Raw genomic sequence first — 26633 nt, 5'->3', positions numbered from 1 at the left:
TCAGTACTTCAGCAGGTCTGCGTCGTCGACGGATACAGAACGCCGAGATCGGAAGATGATCATGATGATTGCCAGGCCGACGACTACTTCGGCCGCAGCGACCACCATCGTGAAGAAGGCGAAGATCTGGCCGTCCAGATTGCCGTGCATGCGCGCGAAGGTCACGAACGCCAGGTTGGCGGCGTTGAGCATCAATTCGATACACATGAACACCACGATGGCGTTGCGGCGCAGGAGGACTCCTGCAGCTCCGATCGTGAACAACAGGACGGACAGATACAGATAGTTCTCGGGATTCATCGCTGAGTCTCCTCACCGGTGCTCGGATCCGGGGAACGTGGAGTGAGCGCGCTGCTGACCGAGAGCGTCGAGAATGTTCCGTCCGGCAACAAGGCCGGCATGTCCACTGCGTTGTGACGTGCGTACACGCCGGGACTGGGGAGTGGAGTGGCCGAGCCCTTTTCGGGATTGTCTTCATCGCTGCCCAGGTACGCGAATCGTTGCTTGGAGAGTTCGCGTTGGCTGAGTGTGGCTCCGATCTTCTCCCGGTGTGCGAGCATCATTGCGCCGAGTGTCGCCGTGATCAGCAGTGCGCCGGTCAGTTCGAAGGCCCAGACGTAGCGGATGAAGATGAGATCGGCGAGTGCGTCGATGTTGCCCTGGTCGAGTCCGGTGAATCCGGTGAAGCCCGAGATCGACGCATTTCCGAGGCCGCCGATAAGGAGTAGCCCGAATCCGACGCCGATCACGATCGCGCTGACTCGTTGTCCGCGTAGCGTTTCGACCAGGGAGTCCGAAGAATCCACGCCCACCAGCATCAGGACGAACAAGAACAACATCATCACCGCGCCGGTATAGACGACGATCTGGACGACACCCAGGAACAGCGCGCCCTGGACGATGTAGAACACGGCCAGAATGATCATCGTCATCGCAAGGAAGAGTGCAGAGTAGACGGCCTTGGGAGCGGCGACGACACCCAAAGCGCTGATCACCGCAAGGGTTCCGAGGATCCAGAACTGCACCGCCTCGCCGGTGGAGGTCGATGTCATCGTTCCCTCCGCCAGGATCGTGGTCGTGACCGCCGCGATCATTTCTCGGTCTCCGGGTTCGGCTCTCGCTCGGGTGCTGGCTGTTCGGGTGCTGTTTGTTCGGGTGCTGCTTGTTCGGGTACTGCTGTGATGTCGCCGCGGTAGTAGTCGTCCTGAGTTGTGCCGGGACGCAGCGCGTGTGGTGGCGCTGTCATGTCGGGTTTCAGGGGCGCGAGCAATCGGTCCTTCTCGTAGATCAATCCAGCTCGATTGTCGTCGACCATCTCGTACTCGTTGGTCATCGTGAGGGCCCGAGTGGGGCAGGCCTCGACGCAGAGGCCGCAGCCGATGCACCGCAGGTAGTTGATCTGATACACCTGCCCGTAGCGCTCTCCGGGGGAGAACCGTTCTTCTTCGGTGTTGTCAGCACCCTCGACATAGATCGCGTCGGCGGGGCAGGCCCAGGCACACAGTTCGCAACCGATGCACTTCTCGAGTCCGTCCGCATACCGGTTGAGTTGATGGCGACCGTGGTATCCGGGCGCGGTGGGGCGCTTCTCCTCCGGATAGAACTCGGTCTCGGCTTTCTTGAACATGGTCGAGAGCGTCACTCCGAAACCCGCGATAGGTCCGAGGAATTCAGGCATGGGAGTCCTCCGATGTGTCGGAAACATCTGTGCGTCGAGGCGGTGGCACGTTCTGACCAGGCAGTTTTTGACCAGGCAGTTTTTGACCAGGCAGTTTTTGACCAGGCAGCGGTGGAACCGGGAAGCCGCCCGACATTGCATCGAAAGGCAAGGTCCCCGAAGCGGTGACCAACGCGGCAGTTCGGCGTCGGCCGCGGTAAGTCCCGGCCAACACGATCAGGAGCGCAGCTCCGAGAACCAGTGCGACGCAGAGAAGTACGACCCAGGTGTTGTAGCCCTCGTTGCGGAACGCACGAACGGTCGCGATCACCATCACCCATACCAAAGCTGCTGGGATCAGAACCTTCCAGCCGAGATTCATGAACTGGTCGTAGCGCAATCGAGGAAGCGTGCTGCGCAACCAGATGAATACGAAGAGGAAGCCCCACACTTTCGCGACAAACCACAGCACCGGCCACCAACCGGAATTGGCGCCGTCCCAAAGATTGAACGGGAACGGTGCGTGCCACCCGCCCAGAAACAGCGTGGTGGCCAGTGCGGATACCGTCACCATGTTCACGTACTCGGCCAGCATGAACATCGCGAACTTGAGGGAGGAGTACTCGGTGTGGAACCCACCTACCAGCTCACCTTCGGCCTCGGGAAGGTCGAAGGGAGCCCTGTTGGTTTCGCCGACCATGGCTGTCACGTAGATCAGGAAGGACGGCAGGAGGAGAAAGACGTACCAGGCTCCCTGTTGGGCGTCGACGATGCCGGACGTGGACATCGTGCCGGCGTAGAGGAAAACGGCAGCGAAAGACAGGCCCATCGCTACCTCGTACGAGATGACCTGCGCGGTCGATCGAAGTGCGCCCAGTAGGGGATACGTCGATCCCGAAGACCAGCCGGCAAGGACGATCCCGTACACACCGATAGAAGTGACGGCCAGGATGTACAGAACGCCGACCGGTAGATCGGTCAGTTGCAGGGGTGACCGGGTTCCGAAAATCGACACCTGTGGACCGAACGGGATGACAGCAAAAGCCATGAAGGCGGGCACGACCGCGATGACGGGCGCGAGGAGGTAGATCGGTTTGTCGGCGCCGGTCGGTGTGATGCCCTCCTTGAGGGCGAGCTTGATTCCGTCAGCGAGGCTCTGGAGCATTCCACGGGGGCCGACGCGGTTCGGTCCGACACGCATCTGCATGCGTGCCATGACCTTTCGTTCCGCGTAGATCGCCACCAGCGGGGTGAGTACGAGGAACACGAAGATTGCGAGAGCCTTGCCGATCACCAACCACCACGGGTCGTGCCCGAACGCCGACAGGTCGACCGGAGCTGCGACCGTCCCGTACTCGTGGGTGTTCATTGCGCTCCCGCCTTCGCAATCTTCACCACGGACCCCGCGGTGACGCAGAGCGTTTCGTAGATCGTGCTACCCGGTGAATTGAGCGGGAGCCAGACTGTTCGAGGCGGGAGGTCGGTGATCTCCAACGGTAATGTGATGGAACCGGATTCAGTCGACACCGCAACGTGATCGCCGTTGTCGGCGCCGATCTCGGCAGCGGTCTCGGCCGACAAACGCACGAGCGACGGCCGTGCCGTACCCGCCAGGTTGGGCTCGCCGTCTTGCAATCGGCCGTTGTCGAGCAACATTCGCCAACTCGACAACACTGCCTCGCCCAGTGCCGGTGTGGGCATGGTGCCTGACGGGACCTGAGGCGAGGTGGGGCGCGATCCGGACCAAGCTCCGAGGCGGTGTATCTCCGAGCGTGCGGAATCTGCGTCGGGTAGGCCCAGATCGATGCCCATCTCGGCTGCGATCGCGTGGAGAACGCGCTGATCCGGCATTACTCCTGTCGTTCTCAACGCGGTGTCGAACACGCGCTCGCGGCCTTCCCAGTCGAGGAAGGTTCCGGGCTTCTCGGCGACCGGTGCCACCGGGAAGACGACGTCGGCGAGTTCGGTGACTCCGCTGTGACGGACCTCCAAACTCACAACGAACCCTGCGGCTTCGATCGCGGCCCTTGCCTTCGCCGGGTTCGGGAGATCACTCAACTCGACGCCGCCGACAAGAAGCGCAGCAGTCGTCTGCCCCGGATCCAGCAGACTCGCGGCGTCGCGACCGTCGGATGCCGGGATGGAGGCCCCCCACACTGATTCCACCTCCTGACGTGCTGCCGGGTCCGCAACGGGGCGTCCGCCGGGAAGCAATCCCGGTAGCGCGCCGGCCTCGACGGCGCCGCGATCACCAGCGCGGCGTGGGACCCAAGCGAGAGATGCTCCCGTCGATTCGGCGAGTCGCAGCGCCGCGGCGAAGCCGCCTACTACCGCACTCAGTCGCTCACCCAGCAGGATCACAGCACCGGGCTGCCGGAGGAGCTGACCCTCCTCACTGCTGGGGTGGGACAACGAATCCATCAGAGCTGCTTCACTTCCGGGTACGGTCCGAAGTAGACCACCGCCCATCTTCTGCAGGCCGCGCGTAGCGAATGGCGCGCTGGAGAGCACCGCCGTCTTGCCGAAACGTGCGGCCTTGCGCAGTCGCAGGAAGATGATCGGTGACTCCTCCTCTGGCTCGAGAGCTACCAGCAACGCGGTCGGGGCAGATTCGAGGTCCTGGTACGTCACCGACCCTTCAAGTGTGCGGCCAGCGACGTGAGCTGAGAGGAAATCTTCCTCTTCGGCTGAGTGAGCGCGGATTCGGAAGTCGATGTTGTTGGTAGCGAGAGCAACTCGCGCGAACTTACCGTAGGCGTAGGCGTCCTCCAAGGTAGAGCGTCCGCCGACGAGTACGCCTGCGTCACCGCGGGCCTGCGCGAAGGATCGCGCAACGAGGTCGAGTGCCATGGGCCACGACGCCGGAATCAATTCGCCGTCAGCATTGCGGATCAGGGGAGTGGTGATCCGATCACCTTGGGTCGTGTACGTGAAAGCGAAGCGCCCCTTGTCGCAGTTCCATTCCTCGTTGACGTCGGGGTCGTCCCCGGCGAGACGACGGAGAACCTTTCCGCGACGGTGGTCGGTGCGCTGAGCACATCCGTCGGCGCAGTGTTCACACACGCTGGGGCTGGACACCAGATCGAACGGTCGCGCCCGGAATCGGTATGCCGTACTGGTGAGCGCGCCGACCGGGCAAACCTGGATGGTGTTGCCCGAGAAGTAGGACTCGAAGGGCTCGTTGGCGTAGATTCCGACCTGTTGAAGCGCGCCGCGCTCGAGGAGATCGATGAACGGGTCGCCGGCGATCTGACTCGAGAATCGCGTGCACCTGGCGCAGAGGACACAACGCTCGCGGTCGAGGAGGATCTCGGACGAGAGGGGGATGGGCTTGGGGTAGGTCCTTTTCTCCTCACCGAACCGGGATTCGGTGCGACCGGTCGACATCGCCTGGTTCTGGAGCGGACACTCGCCGCCCTTGTCGCACACGGGGCAGTCCAGAGGGTGGTTGATGAGCAGGAGTTCCATCACCCCGCGTTGCGCCTTCTCGGCCACAGGCGACGTGAGCTGTGTGGTGACGACCATTCCGTCCGCAACCGGTGTCGTGCAGGACGCCACCGGCTTGCGTTGACCCTCGACTTCCACGATGCACTGGCGGCAAGCACCGACCGGGTCCAGAAGAGGATGATCGCAGAACCGCGGAATCTGGGTGCCGATCATCTCCGCAGCGCGAATGATCAACGTGCCCTTGGGGACCTGGAGTTCCCGGCCGTCGATGGTGAGGGTGACGAGATCGGTCGGCGGTGCCGCATCGGTTCCAGTGGCGGCGTCGGCTGCAGTCATGAGACGAACGCTCCTGTCGCGAGAACGGACCGGTGAGGATCGAACGGGCATCCGTTACCGTCGAAATGCGCTACGTATTCCTCGCGGAAGTACTTCAAGGAAGACATGATCGGGCTGGTCGCTCCATCACCCAACGCGCAGAAGGACTTTCCGAGGATCGTGTCCGAGATATCGAGAAGTTTGGTGAGATCGGCCTCGGTTCCTGTTCCGCCTTCGAGCCGACGCAAGATCTGCACCAGCCAGTACGTGCCTTCGCGGCACGGCGTGCATTTACCGCAGGATTCGTGAGCGTAGAACTCGGTCCATCGCAACACCGCACGCACGATGCAGGTTGTCTCGTCGAATATCTGCAAGGCCTTGGTACCGAGCATGGATCCCGCGGCGCCGACGCCCTCGTAGTCGAGTGGGACATCGAGATGTTCGTCGGTGAAGATCGGTGTCGAGGATCCGCCGGGAGTCCAGAATTTGAGGGTGTGTCCAGCGCGGACCCCGCCTGCGTATTCGAGCAGCTCGCGCAAGGTGATCCCGAGTTCAGCCTCGTACTGGCCGGGGGTGGTGACATGACCCGAGAGCGAATACAGCGTGAATCCCGGTGACTTCTCACTTCCCATCGATCGGAACCACTCCGGGCCGCCCAGGACGATCGACGGAACACTCGCGATGGACTCGACGTTGTTGACGACGGTCGGGCAGGCATAGAGACCGGCGACAGCGGGGAACGGCGGCCGCAGTCGAGGCTGACCGCGTCGTCCCTCCAACGAATCGAGGAGGGCCGTCTCTTCCCCACAGATATAGGCGCCGGCTCCGGCATGGACGACGAGATCCAGATCGAAACCCGAACCGAGGACGTTGCGGCCCAGATATCCGGCCGCGTAAGCCTCGGCGACAGCGGTCTGCAGGCGTCGCAGAACCGGGACAACCTCACCTCTGACGTAGATGAACGCCTTCGCTGCTCGAATTGCGTAGGCCGCGATGATCACTCCCTCCACCAACGTGTGTGGGGTCGCCATCATCAACGGCATGTCCTTGCATGTGCCCGGTTCGGACTCGTCGGCATTGACGACGAGGTAGTGAGGCTTGCCGTCTCCTGGCTTGTCTGCGGAGACCTGGGGGATGAAGCTCCACTTGAGGCCTGTCGGGAAGCCCGCGCCGCCACGTCCGCGCAGGCCCGCGTCCTTGACGGTTTCGATCACGGCGTCGGGGGGCGTGGCCAGCGCTTTGCGCAGCGCCTGGTAGCCGTCGCGGCGAAGGTAGCTGTCGAGGGTCCATGAATTCGGTTGATCCCAGTATCGACTCAGGACGGGGGCGAGTGTCATGTCACTTCCCTTCGCCGGGAGCGTCGGCCGCGGAAGCCGAGCCGGGTGGATTGTCGTCGAGAGATCGGCTGATACGTAGTCCGGCAAGAGTTGCATCGCCGACGGTCTGCGCTTCGGCTGCCTCGATTCGCGTATCCGGAAAACCAGCCAGAGTGCGCGCAGTCTGCCGGAACGAGCACAGCGTGGCACCGCGATCGGGTGTCACGCGCTCTCCGGCGCGGAGCGCATCGACGAGTGAGCGCGCCGATTCCGGGGTCTGATTGTCGAAGAACTCCCAGTTGATCATCATGACGGGGGCGTAGTCGCACGCCGCATTGCACTCGATGTGTTCGAGGGTGATCTTACCGTCGGACGTCGAGATGGAGTGTCCACCTTCATCTCTGGAGCCTGTCGAGCCCAGGTGCTCTTCGAGTGCCGCGAGGATGTCGTCGCCGCCCATGATCGCGCACAGCGTGTTGGTGCAGACTCCGACCAGATACTCACCCGTCGGCCCCCGGCGATACATGGAGTAGAAGGTGGAAACTGCGGCGACCTCGGCGCCCGTCAAACCCAGCTTGGCACTGCAGAAATCGATCCCAGCCGGGGTGATGTACCCGTCCTCGGATTGCACGAGATGAAGGAGCGGCAAGAGGGCGGATCGACTGGTGGTCGCGGCGGCGTCAGGCTCACGGTAGCGAGCGATGACGGTTTCGGCGTCGGCGTCGAGTCGGGCGAGTACGTCGGGTGGATAGCTCGATCGTGCGCCATGGCGTACCAATTGCGTGGGCTCCTCCGGGCGCGGCCCGAGTTCGATGAACACGCGTGACGAGCTGTTCGGGCCGGTCATCGGTCCACTCCGCCCATGACGGGATCGATACTGGCAACCGAAGCGATCACGTCGGACACCATGCCTCCCTCACACATCGCGGCTACTGCCTGAAGGTTGGTGAACGACGGGTCCCGGAAATGGACGCGGTACGGCCGGGTTCCCCCGTCGCTGACCATGTGCACCCCCAGTTCGCCACGCGGAGACTCGACGGCGACGTACACCTGACCTGGCGGCACGCGGATACCCTCGGTGACCAGTTTGAAATGGTGAATCAGACCTTCCATGGAGGACTCCATGATCTTGGCGATGTGCTTCTGCGAGTTGCCGAGGCCATCCGGTCCCACAGCGAGATCGGCAGGCCAGGCGATCTTCTTGTCGTCCACCATGACCGGGCCCGGTTGTAGCTTGTCGAGGCACTGCTCCACGATCTTGAGGGACTCCTTCATCTCCTCGACGCGGATGACGTACCTTCCGTAGCAATCGGATCCGTCGTGTGTCACTACGTCGAACTCGTAGTTCTCGTAGCCGCAGTACGGCTGCGCTCGACGCTGATCGTGGGGGAGACCTGTGGCGCGAAGGACCGGCCCCGTCACCCCGAGCGCCATACAGCCGGTGAGATCGAGATATCCGATTCCCTGGGTACGTGCTTTCCAGATGGAGTTGTCGCTGAGCATCAGTTCGACGTCACGTAACCGTTTCGGTAGGACCTTCAACAATTCCCGAACCTTCGCGACCGACCCGTCGGGTAGATCCTGAGCGAGACCACCAGGCCTGATGTAGGCGTGATTCATCCGCAGTCCGGTGATCGTCTCGAACACGTCCAGAATCAATTCGCGTTCGCGGAATCCGAACAGCATCGCCGTTACGGCGCCGAGTTCCATTCCGCCGGTCGCCAGGGCCACGAGATGTGAGGAGATCCGATTGAGTTCCATCATCATGACGCGAATGACGGTGGCTCGCTCGGGAATGTCGTCGGTGATGTCGAGAAGTTTCTCGACTCCGAGGCAGTACGCGGTTTCGTTGAAGAACGGTGACAGGTAGTCCATTCGAGTAACGAAAGTGACGCCCTGCGTCCAGTTCCGGAATTCGAGATTCTTCTCGATTCCGGTGTGCAGGTAGCCGATTCCACATCGAGCTTCCACGACCGTCTCACCCTCGATCTCGAGAATGAGGCGCAAGACCCCGTGAGTGGACGGATGCTGTGGGCCCATGTTGACCACGATCCGTTCCGCCTCGCCGGTTCGCTGGCGGGCGGCCGCGGTGACGATGTCGTCCCAGTCCTGACCCGATGCCGTGACGACGGTTTCCGTCGTGGCACCGGAGTTGCTTCCTGTCGTCTCGTTCATCAGTTGTACGACCTACGCTCGTCGGGAGGCGGAGTCTGGGCGCCCTTGTACTCGACCGGGATACCGCCGAGCGGATAGTCCTTCCGCTGGGGGTGGCCTTTCCAGTCGTCGGGCATCTCGATGCGGGTCAGGGCCGGATGACCGTCGAAGACGATCCCGAAGAAGTCGTACGTCTCGCGTTCATGCCAGTCATTGGTCGGGTAGATCCCGACGATCGACGGAATATGCGGATCGGAATCCGGCACAGATACTTCCAGCCTGATTCGGCGGTTGTGCGTAATCGAGGCAAGTGGATACACGGCGTGCAGTTCACGACCGGTGTCCTGCGGGTAGTGCACTCCGTCGACACCCAGGCAGAGCTCGAAGCGAAGGTCCGGTTCGTCGCGCAGTCTTCGCGCAACCTGCGGCAAGTGGGAGCGTTCGACGTGCAGCGTCATCTCGTCTCGAAAGATCACCACACGCTCGACTGCAGCGGTGAAAGTGCCACCCGCGCTGCTCAATGCCGCGTCCAACGAATCCGCGACTGCATCGAAATAACCGCCGAAGGGTCGAGAAGCCTTGTCCTCTAGAGAGATCGGAGGGGCAAGCCTGCTGTAGCCCGAGGTGTCGCCAGTGCCGCGGACCCCGAACATCCCTCTCGCGCCGGTGTTACCCGAGGTCATCGCAGCAGCCCCTTCATGTCGATGGTGGGGGTGGATGCCAGTGCGGCGCGCTCGGCTGCCGCGCGTGCCTCTTCGCGGTTCACGCCGAGGGGCATTTCCTGGATCTTTCGGTGCAGTTCGATGATCGCGTTCAGGAGCATCTCCGGCCGCGGCGGACAGCCGGGCAAGTAGATGTCGACCGGCACGATGTGGTCGACGCCCTGAACCACTGCGTAGTTGTTGAACATTCCGCCGGACGACGCGCATACACCCATGGCCAGAACCCATTTCGGCTCGGCCATCTGGTCGTAGACCTGACGAAGTACCGGGCCCATCTTTTGACTGACCCGCCCGGCCACGATCAGAAGGTCTGCCTGTCGCGGCGACGCGCGGAATGCCTCCATACCGAACCGCGCCAGGTCGAAGCGACCCGACGTGGTTGCCATCATCTCGATGGCGCAGCACGCGAGCCCGAAGGTGGCAGGCCACAGTGATCCTTTGCGGGCATAACCTGCCAGGCCCTCGACCGTGGTCAGTAGAAATCCGCTGGGGAGCTTTTCTTCGAGACCCATATCCGACTCTTTTCAGTCGTAACAGCTGCGGTGTGACCGGTTTTGTCTGACTCGTGTGTGCTGTTCCTGTGTTCGCTGAGCTAGTCCCAACCGAGACCGCCTCGTCGCCATTCGTATGCGTATGCCACCGAGACGTTGACTATGAAAAGGCCCATCGCCGCGAGGCCGAACAAACCGAGCGAATCGAAATGCACCGCCCACGGATAGAGGAAAACGATCTCGATGTCGAAGATGATGAACAGCATTGCCGTCAGATAGAACTTGACGGGAAACCGTCCGCCACCAGCGGTACGGGGTGCCGGTTCGATTCCGCATTCGTAGGCTTCGAGTTTCGCCCTGTTGTACCGCTTCGGGCCGACCACGGACGCGAGAACAACCGACACCACAGCGAAGGCCATCGCGATGACCCCGAGAACGAGAATGGGGATGTAAGCGTTCATCTCACCCGAACTCCTCTCCGCTGTGCGGATGTCCGCCTAGCCCGAAGGTGCCGTTAACCCGAAGGTGCCGTTAACCCGAAGGTGCCGCTCGATTTCGATACTGCCAGCAATTCGACACTTATGTGACCTGCGACACCCACACTAGGGGAGGCCTCCGACATTGGGTTGATTTTCGAGGTGCCGAGTTTCGCTCTCGAAAGTCCGAAGTAGTCGGCGCCGCAACGAATCACCGCTGCAACGGGTGCTCACCGGCTCAGTTGCCGACGCAGAAGCGCGATGACGGTGGAAGAGAGTTCCATCGGATCTATCGGCTGCGGCACTGAGGCTTCCGCTCGCGACCACGACGCCAGCCACGCATCGTCGGGTCGACCGGTCAGTACGAGGATCGGCGGACAGTCGACGATCTCGTCCTTGAGTTGTTTCGCGACGCCCATGCCGCCCGCCGGACTCGCCTCGCCGTCGAGGATGGCGAGATCGATTCCGCCGGCATCGAGCTTGTCGACGACGATCGGCGCGGTCGCGACCTCGACGTAGTCGATGGTGGGCATCGAAGGATGTGGGCGCTCTCCGAGAGCGAGCCGAACTTGCTCGCGGGTGTGTGCGTCGTCGCTGTAGACGAGGATGCGCACGGGTGCCATGGAGTTGGGCTCTGCGGTCTCGGCGGACACGCGGCCGACGTTACTCCGGGCGGTCCACGGCTACCGGCGAATGTTCAACATCGGCAAGAACTTCCGAGAAATCGCAGCTGGGCTTCACAGCAAACGGCCCCTACCCGGCGATGAACGCCGAAGTAAGGGCCGCCTGAATTGCGTGTGCGCTCAGAAGTTTTCGACGAACTTCGTCAGGCCCTTGCTTGCAGTTTCCAGGGCCGTCTTCTGCGCCTTCTTCACCAGGAAGCCCGGCAGCGGGATCTTGGGATCGATGGTCAGTTCGAAGGTGACCTTGGTTCCACCGTCGGTGGGAGTCAAGACGTACGAGCCGTCCTGCTGGTTCTGCTGGCCGCTCTCGACGAGTGTCCAGGTCACCTTGTCGTCGCCCTCGAAGGTGTAGTCGACTACCTGCTCGTCGTTGATTCCCAGAATGGACACGGCCATGCGAACGCGATGGGGTCGACCGTCGTCGTGGGTGCTCTCGATGGTGATCTTCTTGTGCGCAGACGACCACTCCGGCAGCCGATCGACTGCAGCTACGGCCTTCATCACCGTCGCCGGATCAGCCTTGATCTCGAATTCCTTGACGCCCGAAACGGCCATGAACGTGCTCCTTCTCGCCTTGCGGCAACGGTTCGTGATTACTGCAGTTGCGCAATTAGATCATCGGCGATCAGGGTGGCGTCGAACTAGTCCATGCCGTTCTTGCGCATCTGGTCCCGCAATGCGCCCTGAACGGCTTGTGAAACCCACGAGTTGAGGGAGACTCCGTTCTGATTGGCTGCCTCCTCGGCGCGGGCTTTGATCTGCTCCATCATCCTCAACGTCACTCGGCTGATATCGCCGCTGACGTCGTCGAACGAGTAAGTGGAGTCCTTCTTCTCGTCGTCTGCCTTCTCGTTTCCGCCCTCGCCGCCGGTCGAATTCGTCGGGCGGACGACGTCGGTCACGATCTCGTTGCCGTCGAGATTGACCCTGACCTCGCGGCCGTCGAGTTTGGTCCCGATCTCCTTGGCCAACTCCGTCGCCGCGGCCAACAAGACCAGGCGGACCGAGGGTTCGATGGCGGCGGACAACGACGCCGCAATCCGGCGCGTGTGATCGTCGCCGAGTTCGGCTGCGGTGACGAGGTCATTCTGCAGCTTCGCGGTGTACTCCGAAATGTCCATGACACCAGAGTGGCGTCAAAAGTGACGTCAGTCAAGGGTGTGGTGACGTCACTCGATCTCGGGGGAGCGCAACCGCTATAGAGTTGCCCAGCACCTGAGGCGAACGGCGCCCGGGTTTCGTGCTGGTCGTTTCGTGCTTGTCGAGGAGTGGGTTGTGCCGAACACGGTGTCGCTGAAAGTGCAGTTGGTGGCGAAGTCCGAGTTCTTCCCGCCCGAGGACATTCCGTGGGAGACGGACGCGGACGGCGGCGAAGCGCTCGTCGAGTTCTCCGGCCGAGCCTGCTACCAGAGTTGGTCCAAGCCGAATCCGCGAACCGCAACCAACGCCGGCTACCTCAGACATCTGCTCGAGGTCGGACACGTTTCGGTGCTAGAGCACGCGACGGTGAGCTTCTACATCACTGGTATCTCGCGCTCGTGCACTCACGAATTGATTCGTCACCGGCACTTCTCGTACTCGCAACTCTCGCAGCGATTCGTTCGCGAGAATGATGCGAACGTTGTCGTGCCTCCCGCGGTCGAAGGTGATCCCGAGCTCGAATCACTGTTTCTGTCTGCCACCGACGAGAGCCGTCGCGCTTACGGCGAACTGCTGACCGCCCTCGAGGGGAAATTGCAATCAGTGCCCGGTGCCCCGATGCGTGGGAAGCAAGCCAGGCAAGCTGCGCGCTCGGTGCTGCCCAACGCAACCGAGACGCGCTTGGTCGTGACCGGGAACTATCGGGCCTGGCGGCACTTCGTCGAGATGCGCGCCACCGAACATGCCGACGTCGAGATCCGGCGAGTCGCGATCGAGTGCCTACGTCAGCTTCGTGACGTCGCCCCAAATGTGTTCGGGGACTACGAGATTCTCCGCGGAAGCGACGGATCGGAAATCGCCGTCAGTGCATTTGCGGCCGAGTCGTGACTCGTGTGCAGAAGTAAGAGCTGAACCGGGTAACCTTCTGACCATGACCTACGGTGATTCCGCTTCTCTTGTCGAGCGTCCGTTCGGCACCATTTCCGTTGCGATGGTGACCCCGTTCACTGCCGACGGGAAGTTGGACGTCGACGCGGGAGTGCGCCTCGCAGCCCATCTCGTCGACAACGGCTGCGACGGCCTCGTTCTTGCCGGCACGACCGGTGAGTCTCCCACCACCACCGAGTCCGAGAAGCTCGACCTGCTCCGCGCAGTGATCGACGCCGTCGGCAACCGCGCGAAGATCGTTGCAGGCGCCGGGAGCAACGACACCGCCCACAGTGTCGAACTCGCCCGTGACGCGGCTCGCGCCGGTGCGCACGGTCTGCTCGTCGTCACCCCGTACTACTCGCGTCCGCCCCAGGCCGGACTCTTTGCACACTTCACCGCCGTCGCCAACGCGACCGACCTGCCCGTCATGTTGTACGACATTCCGCCCCGCTCCGTCGTCCCCATCGAGACCGAAACGATCCGCCGACTCGCCGAGCACCCGCGGATCAAGGCCGTCAAGGATGCCAAGGGTGACCTCAACGCCGGCGCAGAGTTGATCGGCACCACCGAGCTTCAGTTCTTCTCCGGTGACGACCCGCTGAACCTGCCGTGGCTCGCTGTCGGTGCTACCGGCTTCGTCAGCGTCATCGGCCATCTCGTTCCGGGTCGCCTCCGCGACCTCCACACCGCGTTCGTGTCCGGCGACATCGCCCGCGCACGCGAGATAAACCTCAGTTTGATCCCTGTGATTCGTTCCGTTGCCCGCCTCGGCGGTGTCAGCGCTTCGAAGGCGGGTCTGCGACTCATCGGAATCGATGTCGGAGAACCACGCCTTCCGCAGGTTGCACCCACTAAAGAGCAGATCGACGGTCTTGCCGCCGATCTGCATGCGGCAGGAGTTTTGTAAATGACCCGTCCCCCCCGACGTCGTAGTGCCAGTCGTCAAGCCGGTCCGCCTTCGCCTCCGGCTCCCGAGACGGCCGCGAAGGCCGCACCGGTAGAGGCACCAGCTGCGCCGGCGGCAGAAGCGGCCCCCGCCGCAGCCGCCCCGCCCAAGAAGGCCGCAGCAGCCAAATCTGCAGCGACCAAGTCCGCCGCCACCAAATCTGCTGCACCCAAGAAATCGACCGAAGACAGGTCGCCACGCAAATCTGCCGGCGGCAACCGTCCGGCAGCGTCGAAGGCGGGCAACGGGCGCGGAAACAAGCGCCCCGAGAACCGTCCGGCCGTCGATCCCACCGGTCGCCTCGGAACACCCCCGAAGGCGCCGGCATCAGGTCTGCGCATCGTCGCTCTCGGTGGCATCGGCGAAATCGGTCGCAACATGACGGTGTTCGAGCACCGCGGCAAGTTGCTGATCGTCGACTGCGGTGTGCTGTTCCCCGAGGACCAGCAGCCCGGCGTCGACCTGATCCTCCCGGACTTCCGCTACATCGAAGACCGTATGGACGACGTCGAAGCCGTCATCTTGACTCACGGCCACGAGGATCACATCGGTGCTCTGCCGTTCTTGCTGCGCCTGCGCGCGGACATTCCGGTCATCGGCGCGAAGTTCACTCTCGCCCTCGTTGCCGCCAAGTGCCGCGAGCATCGCCTGCGACCGAACCTCGTCGAGGTCGTCGAAGGAAACACCACCACTCACGGCCCGTTCGACTGCGAGTACTTCGCCGTCAACCACTCGATTCCCGACGCGCTCGCGATCGCGATTCGCACCGACGCCGGAGTTGTACTGCACACCGGTGACATCAAGCTCGATCAGCTGCCTCTCGACGGCCGCTTGACCGACCTCGCCGGTTTCTCCCGCCTGGGCGACGAGGGTGTCGACCTGTTCCTCGTGGACTCGACCAACGCCGAGGTCCCGGGATTCGTCACGCCCGAGCGTGAAATCGGGGGAGTGCTCGACAACGTCATCGGCAAGGCGAAGCAGCGCGTCATCGTGGCATCGTTCGCCAGCCACGTGCACCGCATCCAGCAGGTCGTCGACGTTGCCGCTCGGTACAACCGTCGCATCGTCTTCGTCGGCCGCTCGATGGTCCGCAACATGCAGATCGCCCAGGATCTCGGCTACCTCACGGTGCCAGACGGACTGGTCGTCGACATCGACACCGCCGCCACCCTTCCCGACGATCGCCTGGTGCTCATTTCGACGGGTTCGCAGGGTGAGCCGTTGGCAGCGCTCTCGCGGATGGCACGCGGCGAACACCGCCAGATCAACATCCGTGCCAACGACCTGGTCGTTCTCGCATCCTCGCTGATTCCGGGTAACGAGAACTCCGTTTTTGCCGTGGTCAACGGCTTGGCCAAGCGCGGTGCCACCGTCGTGACGCAGCAGAGCGCCAAGGTTCACGTCTCGGGCCACGCGTCCGCCGGTGAGTTGCTCTACCTGTACAACGCGGTTCGGCCCACCAACGCCATGCCCGTCCACGGTGAATGGCGGCACCTGCGTGCCAACGCCGCCCTTGCCAAGGCCACCGGCGTTCCGGAAGAGCGCATCGTGCTGGCCGAGGACGGCGTCGTGGTCGACATGGTCGACGGCCTCGCCGAGATCGTCGGACGCGTACCGGTCGGACACGTCTACGTCGACGGTCTTTCAGTCGGTGACGTCGGCGAGCCGACGCTCTCCGATCGACTCGTACTCGGTGAAGGCGGCTTCATCGCCATCACCATCGTCATCAACGAGTCGACAGGACGCGCAGTCAGCACTCCCGAGGTGTCCGGCCGCGGTTTCTCCGACGATCCGACGGCACTCAAGGCCGCCGCGGATCTCGTGGAATCGGACCTGGCCCGATTGGCGAGCGAAGGCGTCATCGACGCTCATCGCATCGCGCAGTCCGTGCGCCGCGTCGTCGGACGCTGGGTCGCGGACAAGTACCGCCGCCGTCCGATGATCATTCCGACGGTCATCGCGGTTCCGTAGATTCGGCACAGCAGGTCGCTTCCGCTCGAACCCGGTCCGGTTCGAGTACTTTGGCGAAGGTGACCTTCGCTCATGACGAACGACTCGCCCTGGTGGACAGCATGGTCGAGTTCGGCCCCGATGCTCCGACACTGTGTGGGGAGTGGACCAATCGTGACCTGGCAGCACATCTGATTGTCCGGGAGCGGCGTCTCGACGCCGCTCCCGGAATCATGTTGAGCCCTCTTGCCGGTCACACCGAGAGCGTTCGAAAGGCCGCAGCGGCGCGTCCGTGGGAGGAGATCCTCGACGACGTTCGGAGCGGGCCGCCGCGATGGTCGCCGATGTACTGGCTCGACGCGCAGGTCAACACCACCGAGATGTTCGTTCACCACGAAGATGTACGCCGCGCACATCTGAACTGGGCGCCGCGTCCGTTGTCGGAGGGTCGGCAGGCTCAGCTGTGGAAGTACGCACGCCAGATCGGCAAGATGGGCTACCGCAAGGCTGCTGTCGAGGTAATTTTCGAACTTCCCTCCGGCGAGAGTGCGGTCGTCCATAAATCCGGCTCTCGCAGTGTTGTCTTGCAGGGCGAACCCGCCGAGTTGCTGCTGCACGCATTCGGTCGCAACGAAGTGAAGATCGAAGCCAAAGGTGAACTGGCCGACGTCCAATCCGTGATGGCGCTCGATCGCAGTTTCTGATTGCCTTTTTCTACCTGAGTGGCGCTCGAACGACGGGTTGCGAAGATCACGTTTCGCACTCGCGACCAGTGTTGCTGGTGTTGCGGATGGTCCAGATGGGGTCGCACAGACTAGCCTGAACTCCATGGCAGGTAAGTCGAGCGCCCGGGGATCCAGTACAAGCACGTCCACGTCCAGGGCATCGACCAGGTCGTCAGCCTCCACTCCGAGTGCGCGCACGACCGCAAAACCTCGCACCTCGCGCACCACACGGACCGTGTCGACTCCTCGGAACGTCACGACTTCGGCCAGGGCTGGTGGGCGCCCGGCCTCGGGCAAAGGCTCCAAGCCAGCGCCCAAGAAGGCCTCCGGTACGTCGTCGGCCGCGCGCCGCCCGGTATCGAAAACGTCTCAGCGGGCCAGCCCGTTGGCGGCTGTCGGCAAGGGAATCGGAGCCGGGTGGTCCCTGGCTGCCCGCGGCGTCGGCGCCACCACACGCACCGTCAGTAAGGTCGGCGAGATCGAAGCCGGCCACCGCCGCGACGGAATAGCGCTCGGCCTGATCGCATTCAGCGTCGTCATCGCCGGCGGCGTCTGGTTCAAGGCCGGTGGTCCGATCGGCGGCGGCATCGACACCCTTGTGCGCGCTATCTTCGGCGCGGCCTCGGCCGTGCTCCCCATCGTCGGCGTCGGCCTCGCGATCCTGTTGATGCGCACAGAACCGAAACCTGAGATCCGCCCCCGACTGATCATGGGATCGTTGCTGGTCGGTCTGCCGGCGCTCGGCCTCTGGCACATCATCTCGGGTTCACCGACAGACTCCACCGGTCGCTCCAACGGAGCAGGGTTCGTCGGGTACGTCGTGGGGGGCCCGCTCACCAACGGGCTCACCGTCTGGCTGTCTGCGCCGCTGCTGGTCATCGCCGCCGGATTCGGAATCCTCCTTCTGACCGGAACCACGCTGCGTGAGGTGCCGAGCAAGTTCCAGTCCTTCTTCGGTGCCTCGTATCGCTCGGACGAATACGGCGACTACGGATCCGAATTCGACGAGGATGGCGAGCACCACTACGGCGAATCTGCTTACGATCCTTCACTGTTCGACGCCGACGGCTACCCGGTCGACACCTACGCCGAGCCACCGCTCAAGCCCGCCAAGCGGACCAGCCGACGCGCACCGATCGACAACTACCCGACGGACGAGTTCGAATCCGGCGACAAGAAGACCGAAGTACTCGGTCTGTGGAACGCCGACGACACCGCAGTACCCGACGAGCCCGTCGTGGCTGCTGCCGCGCCCGTCGTGGAGACTCCGGCGCCGCGCCCCAAGGTGCCGGCCCGTTCCGTCCCTATCGCCAAGCCTGTGCCGAAACCCGAACCGGAGCCGGAGGAGAAGGAACACTTCGTCACCGATCGGGTCACCGACGGCGACTACAACCTCCCTCCGACGACGTTGCTGATCGAAGGGGACCCGCCCAAGCTCCGCAGTTCTGCGAACGACGCGATGATCGAAGCGATCAGCGAGGTCCTCGAACAGTTCAAGATCGACGCCGCCGTTACCGGATTCACCCGAGGCCCGACAGTGACGCGGTACGAGGTCGAACTCGGCCCAGGCGTGAAGGTCGAGAAGATCACCGCGCTCGCCCGCAACATCGCCTATGCAGTGGCTACCGACAACGTCCGTCTCCTGGCCCCCATTCCGGGTAAGTCCGCGGTGGGCATCGAGGTACCGAACTCCGACCGCGAAATGGTTCGCCTCGCCGACGTGCTGAACGCGCCGAGCACCCGACGCGATCACCATCCACTGGTGATCGGTCTGGGCAAGGACATCGAAGGTGACTTCGTCAGTGCCAACCTCGCGAAGATGCCCCACCTTCTGGTGGCAGGTTCGACCGGCTCGGGTAAGTCGAGCTTCGTGAACTCGATGCTCGTATCGTTGCTCACCCGAGCAACGCCGGAAGAAGTACGGATGATCCTCATCGACCCGAAGATGGTCGAGCTCACGCCGTACGAAGGTATCCCGCACCTGATCACGCCGATCATCACTCAGCCGAAGAAGGCCGCGGCAGCGCTGGCCTGGTTGGTCGAGGAGATGGAACAGCGTTACCAGGACATGCAGGCCAACCGGGTGCGTCATATCGACGACTTCAACTCCAAGGTCAAGTCCGGCGAAATCACCGCCCCGCTGGGCAGCGAGCGCGTCTACCGTCCGTACCCGTACATCCTGGCAATTGTGGACGAGCTGGCCGACCTCATGATGACCGCTCCCCGCGACGTCGAAGAAGCGATTGTCCGCATCACGCAGAAAGCCCGTGCTGCCGGTATCCACCTGGTGCTGGCAACGCAGCGCCCGTCCGTCGACGTCGTCACCGGCCTGATCAAGACCAACGTGCCGTCTCGTCTGGCGTTCGCGACGTCTTCACTGACGGACTCGCGAGTCATCCTCGATCAGCCAGGCGCCGAGAAGCTCATCGGTATGGGTGACGGCCTCTTCCTGCCCATGGGTGCGGGTAAGCCGACCCGTATGCAGGGCGCGTTCATCACCGACGAAGAAATCTCGGCGGTCGTCGACTTCGCGAAGAACCAGGCGGAGCCCGAGTACACCGAAGGTGTCACCGCGCAGAAGGCCGGGGAGAAGAAGGACGTCGACCCCGACATCGGCGACGACATGGATGTCCTCTTGCAGGCCGTGGAATTGGTGATCACCAGCCAGTTCGGTTCGACGTCGATGCTTCAGCGCAAGCTGCGAGTCGGGTTCGCCAAGGCCGGCCGACTGATGGACCTCATGGAAAATCGTGGCGTCGTCGGACCCAGCGAGGGCTCGAAGGCCCGCGAGGTACTCATGAAGCCTGAGGAACTCGACGGTCTGCTGTGGTCGATTCGCGGCGGCGACCCGGATGAGGCACCCGCAGACGAGTAGGGACACCTCGGCGGACAAGCCGTCGACAGACGACCGGAGGAACCCGTGCATGTGACGCCGTTGGCTTGGGGAATCACGATCGTGGTGATCCTCGGCCTGTTCGTCTTCGACTTCTTCGCCCACGTCCGCACGCCGCATGCGCCGACCTTCCGGGAGTCCGCATTCTGGTCGACGGTCTACATCTCGATCGCCATCGTCTTCGGCCTCGTCGTGATGTGGATCTGGGGCACCACGTACGGCGGTGAGTACTTCGCCGGCTATGTCACGGAAAAGGCGCTCTCGGTCGACAATCTGTTCGTCTTCGTGATCATCATGTCGACCTTCGCGGTGCCACGAGAGTTCCAGCAGAAGGTATTGCTGATCGGCATCGTCCTCGCGTTGGTGATGCGCGGAATCTTCATCGGTGTCGGTGCCGCCGCCATCAACGCATACAGCTGGGTGTTCTACCTCTTCGGTGCGTTCTTGATCTACACCGCGTACACCCTGATCCGCGATCACGGGCATGAGAAGGAAGCCGAGGAGAAGCGCGACAGTCGCATCATCTCGCTCGTGAAACGGGTGCTGCCGACTACCGAGGAATACGACGGCGACAAGTTGATTACCCGGATCGACGGCAAGCGCGTCGTGACTCCGTTGTTGTTGGCGCTCATCGCAATCGGCTTTGCCGACGTGCTCTTCGCGCTCGATTCGATTCCGGCGATCTACGGTCTGACTCAGGAACCGTATCTGGTGTTCACCGCCAACGCCTTCGCGCTGATGGGCCTACGGCAGCTGTACTTCCTGATCGGCGGGTTGCTCGAACGGCTGGTCTATCTCTCGTACGGGCTCTCGATAATCTTGGCGTTCATCGGTGTGAAACTGGTACTTCACGCGTTGCACGAGAACACCCTCTCGTTCGTCAACGGAGGTGAACACGTCTCCGTGCCGGAGATCTCCACGGCACTCTCACTCGGAGTGATCATCGGAGTATTGGCGGTGACGACGGTCGCGAGCCTGTTGAAGACTCGCGACCGGGCCGGGGAGTAGGCCGACGCTCTCAGGCGCTGAACTGACCCAATACCGGAACCCACTCGGTGATCCGGACCTTCTCGATCAAATCGGCGATCGCGAACGGATCGTGGGTGAAGAGGAGTGAAACGGTGTCGGCGTCAGCGGCGTCGACGATGATCAGCGCGCCGTTTCCATCTGCAAACGGGCCAGATGACAGAACGATCGAGCGGGAAACCAGATCCGCGAGCCAGGCGCGGTGATCGCTGCGGACTTCGTCGCGCTGAGGGTTCTTCTCGGGTGCGTAGGTGTATTCGACGAGGAACAACGACATCGTGAACCGCTTTCGGAGGCTGGTGATCGAGACGGGTGTGTTTGAAGAGTCTGAACGGTTCAAAGTGTCAGGAGCATGCGAGTATTGCCGAGTGTGTTGGGTTTCACATAGCTCAGATCGAGGAACTCGGCGACGCCGGCGTCGTAGGACCGACACATTTCCGCATAGACCTCGGCGGTGACGGGAGTGCCGTCGATCTCCGCGAATCCGTGACGGTGGAAGAACTCGGTCTCGAACGTCAAAACGAACAACCGTTCCAACTCCAATTCCTTGGCGACCTCGATGAGTTTGTCGACGACGTGGAAACCTGCGCCCTGCCCTTTCGCAGTCGGATCGACTGCTACGGTGCGGATCTCACCCAGGTCCGCCCACAGCACATGCAGTGCGCCGCAAGCGATTACCTGGTCACCCCGCTCGGCGACCCAGAACTCCTGGACTGCCTCGTACAGCGTCACGAGATTCTTCTCGAGGAGGATCTTGCCGGCGTAGATGTCGATCAGACGCTTGATTTCGGGGATGTCCGACGTTCGCGCGCGACGCACGATCAACTGGCTCTCGGTATAGGTCGGCGCGGTCGAAGTCATGTGGTGCACATTAGTCAATGGCCCTACCGATATTCTAAGTCGCGTGCCTGTCCGCCCCACGCAATTCCCGCGCCGCTCGGCTGTATCCCGGGTTCGGCTCACCGCCTGTGCGGTGATCCGATGAGTACCCCGCGTGATCAGACCGACGCCCATCGCGCCGCCGTCGGCCCGTCCGACGGCACACCTGTCGCGGACAACCCGGTTCCGTTGCTGAACATCGCGAACATTCTCACGATGATCCGAATGGTTCTCGTTCCGGTGTTTCTCGTTGTTCTGTTCGTCGACGGCGGACACTCGACGTGGTGGCGTCTCGGTGCGATGGGCGTGTTCATCGTCGCCGCGATCACGGATCGGATCGACGGCCAATTGGCTCGGAAGTACGGTCTGGTCACCGATTTCGGGAAACTCATGGACCCGATCGCGGACAAGGCGCTGATCGGAGCCGCGCTGATCGGTCTCTCGGTTCTCGGTGATCTGTCGTGGTGGGTGACCGGAGTGATCATCGCCAGGGAACTCGGAATCACGCTGCTGCGGTTCGCGGTTCTGCGGCACGCGGTCATCCCGGCGGGCAAGGGCGGCAAGCTCAAGACCCTCGTGCAGGCCGTTGCGATCGGGTTCTACCTCTGCCCGCTGCCGAGCAGTTGGGACATCGTCAGCGGGCTGCTGATGGCTGCTGCCGTCGTGCTGACGGTGGCGACGGGAATCGAATACATCGTGCAGGCGATCAGGCTTCGCGCCGGAGTTCGCGCAGTCGAGTCATGACCGACCCGCTGCTCGGACTCGGAGTGGTCGAACTTGTCGAGGCCCTCGGCGCCGCGAAGCAGACTGTCGCCGCCGCCGAATCTCTGACAGCAGGGTTGTTCACGGCTGCAGTCGCGTCGGTGCCGGGGTCGAGCGTGGTGCTGCGCGGGGGCCTGGTCGTGTACGCGACCGACCTGAAAGCAACGCTGGCTGGTGTGGATCCAGGCCGCCTGGCAACGGACGGCCCCGTGTCCGAGAGCACGGCGGTGGCATTGGCGCTCGGTGCCCGGACGAAGTGCGGTGCGGACTGGGGTATCGGTCTGACCGGAGTCGCCGGTCCGAGTGAGCAGGACGGACACCCGGTCGGAACAGTGTTTCTCGGTATCGCCGGCCCTGACGGAACCGAATGCGAACCGCTCGCGCTCGGCGGCGAACGGTGGGAGATTCGGACAACCGCGGTCGCGACTGCCGTGTCGCGGTTGCGTGATCGTGTCGTAGAGCGTGCGGCACGATAGGCTCGGGAACCAATCGGATGTGTTCGGACGTTGACGATTGTGAAGACGTACGACCATGCACGATGAGGTCACGGATGAAGGAGGAGCGAGATGGCGCTGCTATTGCGTGAGGCAATCGGTGACAGTCTCCGGCGTACGCGCGTTTCGCAGAGCCGCACGCTACGTGAGGTGTCGAACAGCGCGCGTGTGAGCTTGGGCTATCTGTCCGAAGTGGAACGTGGACGTAAGGAAGCATCGAGCGAATTGTTGGCGGCGATCTGTGATGCGCTCGCAGTCCCACTGTCCGACGTGCTGGTCGACGTGAGCGAGACCCTGGCCAAGAAGAAGAGCGCTCCGGTAGCTGGTCGGCAGGTTGCCGAACCGGCCGTGTCTGCTTCCGGCTCTGTCTCGGCTTCCGGTTCGCCGACTATCGCACGCGACACCCGCGTCGTGATTCCGGCACCGAACGCTCGAAGGTTGGCGGCGGCGTAGCCACTACCGGCCGTAACCGATAGATTTTGTACGTAACCGCCGGTTTCCAGCAGGTGGGGTCAGAGCAGATAGGGCGCAGCCCTTGTTTCGGTGCGCGACGGTCGCGCTCCGGGTCGCGTTCGGCGCGGCGCATCAGATGGAGGCAGGATCAAACCAATGGCTAATCCTTTCGTCAAGGGCTGGAAGTACCTGATGGCGCTCTTCAATTCGAAGATCGATGAGAAGGCAGATCCAAAGGTTCAGATTCAGCAGGCGATCGAGGACGCACAGCGCCAGCATCAGGCGTTGTCCCAGCAGGCTGCGTCGGTGATCGGTAATCAGCGTCAACTCGAGATGAAGCTCAGCCGTCAACTCGACGAGGTCGAAAAGCTCAACGCCAACGCGCGCCAGGCAGTCAACCTCGCCGATCAGGCCGCTGCTGCCGGCGACAACGACAAGGCGATTCAGTACACCAACGCTGCAGAAGCTTTTGCGGCCCAGTTGGTGACGGCCGAGCAGGGCGTCGAGGATCTGAAGGCACTGCACGACCAGTCCTTGCAGGCAGCCGCTCAGGCCAAGAAGGCCGTCGAGCAGAACGCGATGACTCTGCAGGCAAAGGTTGCCGAGCGCACCAAGCTGCTCAGCCAGCTCGAGCAGGCCAAGATGCAGGAGCGCGTGAGCGAGTCCCTTCGTTCCATGGACAGCACGCTGTCGGCTCCGGGCAACACACCCAGCCTCGATGCTGTGCGCGACAAGATCGAACGTCGCTACGCTGACGCACTCGGCTCGGCCGAGCTCGCCCAGAACTCCGTTCAGGGCCGCATGATGGAGGTCCAGCAGGCCTCGGTCCAGATGGCAGGGCACAGTCGCCTCGAGCAGATTCGTGCATCCATGAAGGGCGAGGCGCTGCCGTCCGGCGGCGCAGCAGCCACTCCCGCGACTCCGTCCGTCGAGAAGCAGCCCCCGGCTGCCGGTCAGACCGGGCAGTAGCCGAATCCTCGATGTCGGCAGTGATGCTCTGATGTTTTCTTCACGAGACGGTCGATCTGGGCGTGAGCCCCGGTCGGCCGTTCCCGTTTCCGTATCCGGCGCTTTCGGAGCCTTGGGACGCACCGCGGATACATTGCGCGAGGTCGGGCTTTCGGCGGCGGATGCCGCTCGGCGGTGGCAGGACCCGCGGGCCAAATTCGAGCGCAAGCGTGCCCGTGCGCGCCGACGCGCTCAGCGTTGGGGTTTCATGTCCGGCGGATCCGTGGTCGGCACGGCCGGCCTCGCCGTCGCGTCGGCTCCCGAGTGGTCGGTGGTCGTGGCAGGCGGGGGAGCGGCACTGTTCGCGGTTCCCGCCGTGATCGCGGTCGGCCGCTACCGTTCGATGAGTTCCGGCCCACCGCCGTCCGCGCCGATTCGCAGGCGGTTGCCACCGTCGTCGTCTCGCGCGTTCATCCCGATGTCGCGCCTCATCGGCGCCGAGACTTCGCTGTTCGAGATCTTGAGTGTGCTCAGACGCGCCGACACCATCGACCCCGGTGAGTTGGACGAAATCACTGTTACCGCCGATTCGGCACTGAGAGCGATGTTCGCGGTGTCTTCGGATGTCGTCGCGATGGAACGCGCCGTGGCCGCGACGCCGAAGGTAACCGAACCTCTTGATCCCACCATCGACGGCGCAGTCCGTGAGTTGCAGTCGGGCTTGGATCAGTACGAGGATCTGGTGACCTCGGCAGCTGCTCTGACAGCGCCTCACAGCCCGTCGGCGCTCGTGGGATTCAACCGAGAGCTTTCGGCGCTGCACGCGGCCGCCGAGCGGCTCTCGGCGCTTGCCGACGCCATCGGCGAGGTGGACGACATCACCCGCAAGTACAACTGATCGGCCCTCGCGCCGGGTCAATGCTCCCTGTTCGACGTCTCAGTCGTCGGCGCCGCGGGCCGCCAATGCTTCACCCATTGCGTCCGCGGTCATCAGGGTGCCGACGATGACCGGCACTGCGAAGGATCGCAGCGAGAATCCGAGCCCTCGCGCCTTGCGTGCCTCGGACACCTGTGTGATGACCTCGAACATCAGCGGGATACACCGGATCGTCATTGCGAGGAGCAAGGCGATCCGTTCGGGATTGACGCCGAAGCGTCGCAAGGGTGTCAGGAATCTGGTGATCGCGTCGAGCATCTCGGAGATCCGTGTGGTCAGACCCATGATCGCCGCGAAGGCGATCGAAATGATCAGAACCCCGCAAACGACGGCCGCTCGCTGCCATCCCGCGACTACCAGCTGAAACGCCCCGATGAAGAGCAACATCCACAGCGCTGGACGCAGCTGCCGGATTGCAGTCATCGGAGGAATGCGCGCAATCGCGTACAGGGCCACAACGACGATCGTGGGAGCAGCCAGTTGCCACGGCTCACGCACGAAGATCGAGACGGCGAGGATGGCCACGACCAAGGCGAAGAGCTTGATCCCCGTCGGCATCCGGTGCAGGAGTGAGCAGCCCGGTCGGTAGACGCCGAGAGTGGTCACGAGACCAACGACCGGTAGTGATCGATGGAGTCGGCGGGGGAGCCGTCAGCGACGACGCGGCCTTGGTCGACGACCAACACCCGTTCGAAGGATTCGAGGAGATCGAGTTGGTGGGTCACGACGATAAGTTGCTGATCGAGTGACTCGAATACCGAACTGATCAGCCGAGAGTTGCGAAGGTCGAGGAGCGTGGTGGGTTCGTCGGCGACGAGTACGTTCGGTTCCGTCACCATGATGGCCGCGAGCGCGAGGAGCTGTTTCTGCCCGCCGGAAAGCTGGTGGGTGGGATGGTCGGCGTGCCCGGCGAGGCCGTAGCGTTCGAGCACCGAGGCCACCTTTGCGGCGCGCTCGGCTTTGCCCAATCCGCTACGGCGGAGCGAGAATTCGATGTCCTCGGCAACCGTCGGCATCACGATCTGGTGGTTGGGATCGGTGAAGACGAATCCGACCTGCTTGCGTACGTCGCGGCCCTTCTTCGCCGTGTCCAAGCCGTTGACGTGGACGCGTCCTTCCGTTGGAACGACCAGTCCGTTGATCATGCGAGCGAGGGTCGACTTGCCGCTTCCGTTCGCACCCACGATTCCGATTCGCTGCTCGCTCAGTCGCAGATTTATCTGCTGCAGGACCGTTCGTTCACCGAAGCTGTGTCCGACGTTCTCGAAGACGATCTCACTCATCGGAGA

29 protein-coding genes are annotated in these 26633 nt (G+C 63.0%); 11 read left to right on the top strand and 18 right to left on the bottom strand.

The genetic code is table 11. The features are described from left to right. From nuoK to EEB12_RS02615, 14 genes are all read right to left on the bottom strand, one after another. Complete coding sequence (gene nuoK / locus EEB12_RS02680; protein ID WP_003942238.1) at nucleotides 1-300, bottom strand: NADH-quinone oxidoreductase subunit NuoK; 300 nt, start codon at nucleotides 298-300, stop codon at nucleotides 1-3. Continuing rightward, nucleotides 297-1094 (bottom strand): NADH-quinone oxidoreductase subunit J, encoded by a 798-nt coding sequence (locus tag EEB12_RS02675; protein ID WP_019748167.1) that lies wholly within the window; start codon nucleotides 1092-1094, stop codon nucleotides 297-299. The genes nuoK and EEB12_RS02675 overlap by 4 nt, the downstream gene beginning before the upstream one ends. Then, complete coding sequence (nuoI, locus tag EEB12_RS02670; protein WP_141487364.1) at nucleotides 1091-1678, bottom strand: NADH-quinone oxidoreductase subunit NuoI; 588 nt, start codon at nucleotides 1676-1678, stop codon at nucleotides 1091-1093. The genes EEB12_RS02675 and nuoI overlap by 4 nt, the downstream gene beginning before the upstream one ends. Beyond that, entirely contained in the window at nucleotides 1671-3026 is a 1356-nt protein-coding gene (nuoH, locus tag EEB12_RS02665; protein ID WP_070385267.1) for an NADH-quinone oxidoreductase subunit NuoH, read from the bottom strand. The genes nuoI and nuoH overlap by 8 nt, the downstream gene beginning before the upstream one ends. Then, nucleotides 3023-5440, bottom strand: a complete 2418-nt coding sequence (locus EEB12_RS02660) for an NADH-quinone oxidoreductase subunit G (protein ID WP_141487363.1) — start codon at nucleotides 5438-5440, stop codon at nucleotides 3023-3025. The genes nuoH and EEB12_RS02660 overlap by 4 nt, the downstream gene beginning before the upstream one ends. Next, nucleotides 5437-6756 carry an NADH-quinone oxidoreductase subunit NuoF gene (nuoF, locus tag EEB12_RS02655; RefSeq protein ID WP_141487362.1) on the bottom strand — a complete coding sequence of 440 codons (1320 nt, stop codon included), beginning with the start codon at nucleotides 6754-6756 and terminating at the stop codon, nucleotides 5437-5439. The genes EEB12_RS02660 and nuoF overlap by 4 nt, the downstream gene beginning before the upstream one ends. A 1-nt stretch (nucleotide 6757) precedes the next feature. Beyond that, nucleotides 6758-7582 carry an NADH-quinone oxidoreductase subunit NuoE gene (gene nuoE, locus EEB12_RS02650; protein WP_019748172.1) on the bottom strand — a complete coding sequence of 275 codons (825 nt, stop codon included), beginning with the start codon at nucleotides 7580-7582 and terminating at the stop codon, nucleotides 6758-6760. Continuing rightward, nucleotides 7579-8910 carry an NADH dehydrogenase (quinone) subunit D gene (gene nuoD, locus EEB12_RS02645; RefSeq protein ID WP_019748173.1) on the bottom strand — a complete coding sequence of 444 codons (1332 nt, stop codon included), beginning with the start codon at nucleotides 8908-8910 and terminating at the stop codon, nucleotides 7579-7581. Before nuoD ends, nuoE begins: the two co-directional genes overlap by 4 nt. Further along, nucleotides 8910-9572 carry an NADH-quinone oxidoreductase subunit C gene (locus EEB12_RS02640; RefSeq protein WP_019748174.1) on the bottom strand — a complete coding sequence of 221 codons (663 nt, stop codon included), beginning with the start codon at nucleotides 9570-9572 and terminating at the stop codon, nucleotides 8910-8912. Before EEB12_RS02640 ends, nuoD begins: the two co-directional genes overlap by 1 nt. Next, complete coding sequence (locus EEB12_RS02635) at nucleotides 9569-10123, bottom strand: NuoB/complex I 20 kDa subunit family protein (protein WP_003942234.1); 555 nt, start codon at nucleotides 10121-10123, stop codon at nucleotides 9569-9571. Before EEB12_RS02635 ends, EEB12_RS02640 begins: the two co-directional genes overlap by 4 nt. Nucleotides 10124-10203: 80 nt before the next feature. Continuing rightward, entirely contained in the window at nucleotides 10204-10563 is a 360-nt protein-coding gene (locus tag EEB12_RS02630) for an NADH-quinone oxidoreductase subunit A (protein ID WP_003942165.1), read from the bottom strand. Nucleotides 10564-10808: 245 nt separating this feature from the next. Then, nucleotides 10809-11201 (bottom strand): response regulator transcription factor, encoded by a 393-nt coding sequence (locus EEB12_RS02625; RefSeq protein ID WP_044480360.1) that lies wholly within the window; start codon nucleotides 11199-11201, stop codon nucleotides 10809-10811. Nucleotides 11202-11381: 180 nt separating this feature from the next. After that, a complete protein-coding gene (locus tag EEB12_RS02620; protein WP_019748176.1) occupies nucleotides 11382-11816 on the bottom strand; it encodes an SRPBCC family protein in 435 nt (144 codons plus the stop codon). 86 nt (nucleotides 11817-11902) lie between these two features. Continuing rightward, nucleotides 11903-12382 carry a toxin-antitoxin system HicB family antitoxin gene (locus EEB12_RS02615; protein ID WP_019748177.1) on the bottom strand — a complete coding sequence of 160 codons (480 nt, stop codon included), beginning with the start codon at nucleotides 12380-12382 and terminating at the stop codon, nucleotides 11903-11905. A gap of 154 nt (nucleotides 12383-12536) precedes the next feature. On the opposite strand from EEB12_RS02615, the gene thyX reads away from it, so the two are divergent. The 6 genes from thyX (at nucleotide 12537) to EEB12_RS02580 (ending at nucleotide 20853) form a co-directional block, all read left to right on the top strand. Beyond that, nucleotides 12537-13289: an FAD-dependent thymidylate synthase gene (gene thyX, locus EEB12_RS02610; protein WP_029538044.1), complete on the top strand. Its 753-nt coding sequence runs from the start codon at nucleotides 12537-12539 to the stop codon at nucleotides 13287-13289. Nucleotides 13290-13332: 43 nt separating this feature from the next. Further along, on the top strand, nucleotides 13333-14238 hold the full coding sequence (gene dapA, locus EEB12_RS02605; protein WP_003942142.1) for a 4-hydroxy-tetrahydrodipicolinate synthase: 906 nt from the start codon (nucleotides 13333-13335) through the stop codon (nucleotides 14236-14238). After that, nucleotides 14239-16248: a ribonuclease J gene (locus tag EEB12_RS02600; RefSeq protein ID WP_019748179.1), complete on the top strand. Its 2010-nt coding sequence runs from the start codon at nucleotides 14239-14241 to the stop codon at nucleotides 16246-16248. It abuts the gene before it with no gap. Between the two features lie 59 nt (nucleotides 16249-16307). Then, a complete protein-coding gene (locus EEB12_RS02595) occupies nucleotides 16308-16931 on the top strand; it encodes a TIGR03085 family metal-binding protein (protein WP_003942175.1) in 624 nt (207 codons plus the stop codon). Nucleotides 16932-17055: 124 nt separating this feature from the next. Beyond that, nucleotides 17056-19827 carry a DNA translocase FtsK gene (locus EEB12_RS02585; protein ID WP_019748180.1) on the top strand — a complete coding sequence of 924 codons (2772 nt, stop codon included), beginning with the start codon at nucleotides 17056-17058 and terminating at the stop codon, nucleotides 19825-19827. Between the two features lie 45 nt (nucleotides 19828-19872). Continuing rightward, nucleotides 19873-20853: a TerC family protein gene (locus EEB12_RS02580; protein WP_019748181.1), complete on the top strand. Its 981-nt coding sequence runs from the start codon at nucleotides 19873-19875 to the stop codon at nucleotides 20851-20853. Between the two features lie 10 nt (nucleotides 20854-20863). On the opposite strand, the gene EEB12_RS02575 is transcribed toward EEB12_RS02580, so the two are convergent. Continuing rightward, complete coding sequence (locus EEB12_RS02575; protein ID WP_020907517.1) at nucleotides 20864-21148, bottom strand: YciI family protein; 285 nt, start codon at nucleotides 21146-21148, stop codon at nucleotides 20864-20866. A gap of 59 nt (nucleotides 21149-21207) precedes the next feature. After that, nucleotides 21208-21732, bottom strand: coding sequence for an amino-acid N-acetyltransferase (locus EEB12_RS02570; RefSeq protein ID WP_019748183.1), 525 nt, complete (start codon nucleotides 21730-21732; stop codon nucleotides 21208-21210). A gap of 120 nt (nucleotides 21733-21852) precedes the next feature. Here EEB12_RS02570 and pgsA point away from each other — a divergent pair, with 120 nt between their 5' ends. From pgsA to pspM, 5 genes are all read left to right on the top strand, one after another. Beyond that, on the top strand, nucleotides 21853-22494 hold the full coding sequence (pgsA, locus tag EEB12_RS02565; RefSeq protein WP_019748184.1) for a CDP-diacylglycerol--glycerol-3-phosphate 3-phosphatidyltransferase: 642 nt from the start codon (nucleotides 21853-21855) through the stop codon (nucleotides 22492-22494). Further along, nucleotides 22491-22988 (top strand): CinA family protein, encoded by a 498-nt coding sequence (locus EEB12_RS02560; protein ID WP_141487361.1) that lies wholly within the window; start codon nucleotides 22491-22493, stop codon nucleotides 22986-22988. The genes pgsA and EEB12_RS02560 overlap by 4 nt, the downstream gene beginning before the upstream one ends. 90 nt (nucleotides 22989-23078) lie before the next feature. Further along, complete coding sequence (locus tag EEB12_RS02555; protein WP_141487360.1) at nucleotides 23079-23459, top strand: helix-turn-helix domain-containing protein; 381 nt, start codon at nucleotides 23079-23081, stop codon at nucleotides 23457-23459. A 156-nt stretch (nucleotides 23460-23615) separates the two neighbouring features. Further along, the gene (gene pspA, locus EEB12_RS02550) at nucleotides 23616-24428 is read left to right on the top strand and encodes a phage shock protein PspA (RefSeq protein WP_003942098.1); all 813 of its coding nucleotides are present in this window, start codon (nucleotides 23616-23618) and stop codon (nucleotides 24426-24428) included. Between the two features lie 31 nt (nucleotides 24429-24459). Then, nucleotides 24460-25305 (top strand): phage shock envelope stress response protein PspM, encoded by an 846-nt coding sequence (gene pspM / locus EEB12_RS02545; RefSeq protein ID WP_020907518.1) that lies wholly within the window; start codon nucleotides 24460-24462, stop codon nucleotides 25303-25305. A gap of 39 nt (nucleotides 25306-25344) precedes the next feature. On the opposite strand, the gene EEB12_RS02540 is transcribed toward pspM, so the two are convergent. Together EEB12_RS02540 and EEB12_RS02535 are read right to left on the bottom strand one after the other, a co-directional pair. Continuing rightward, nucleotides 25345-25950 carry an energy-coupling factor transporter transmembrane component T family protein gene (locus tag EEB12_RS02540; protein WP_019748187.1) on the bottom strand — a complete coding sequence of 202 codons (606 nt, stop codon included), beginning with the start codon at nucleotides 25948-25950 and terminating at the stop codon, nucleotides 25345-25347. Further along, nucleotides 25947-26627, bottom strand: a complete 681-nt coding sequence (locus tag EEB12_RS02535) for an energy-coupling factor ABC transporter ATP-binding protein (RefSeq protein ID WP_070797201.1) — start codon at nucleotides 26625-26627, stop codon at nucleotides 25947-25949. The genes EEB12_RS02540 and EEB12_RS02535 overlap by 4 nt, the downstream gene beginning before the upstream one ends. Nucleotides 26628-26633 lie beyond the last annotated feature (6 nt).

It is taken from the genome of Rhodococcus sp. WS1 (assembly GCF_003797745.1).
GTDB lineage: Bacteria > Actinomycetota > Actinomycetes > Mycobacteriales > Mycobacteriaceae > Rhodococcus_F > Rhodococcus_F erythropolis.
Note: the sequence above shows the minus strand (reverse complement) of the source record. Positions and strands in the feature narration are given on the sequence as shown.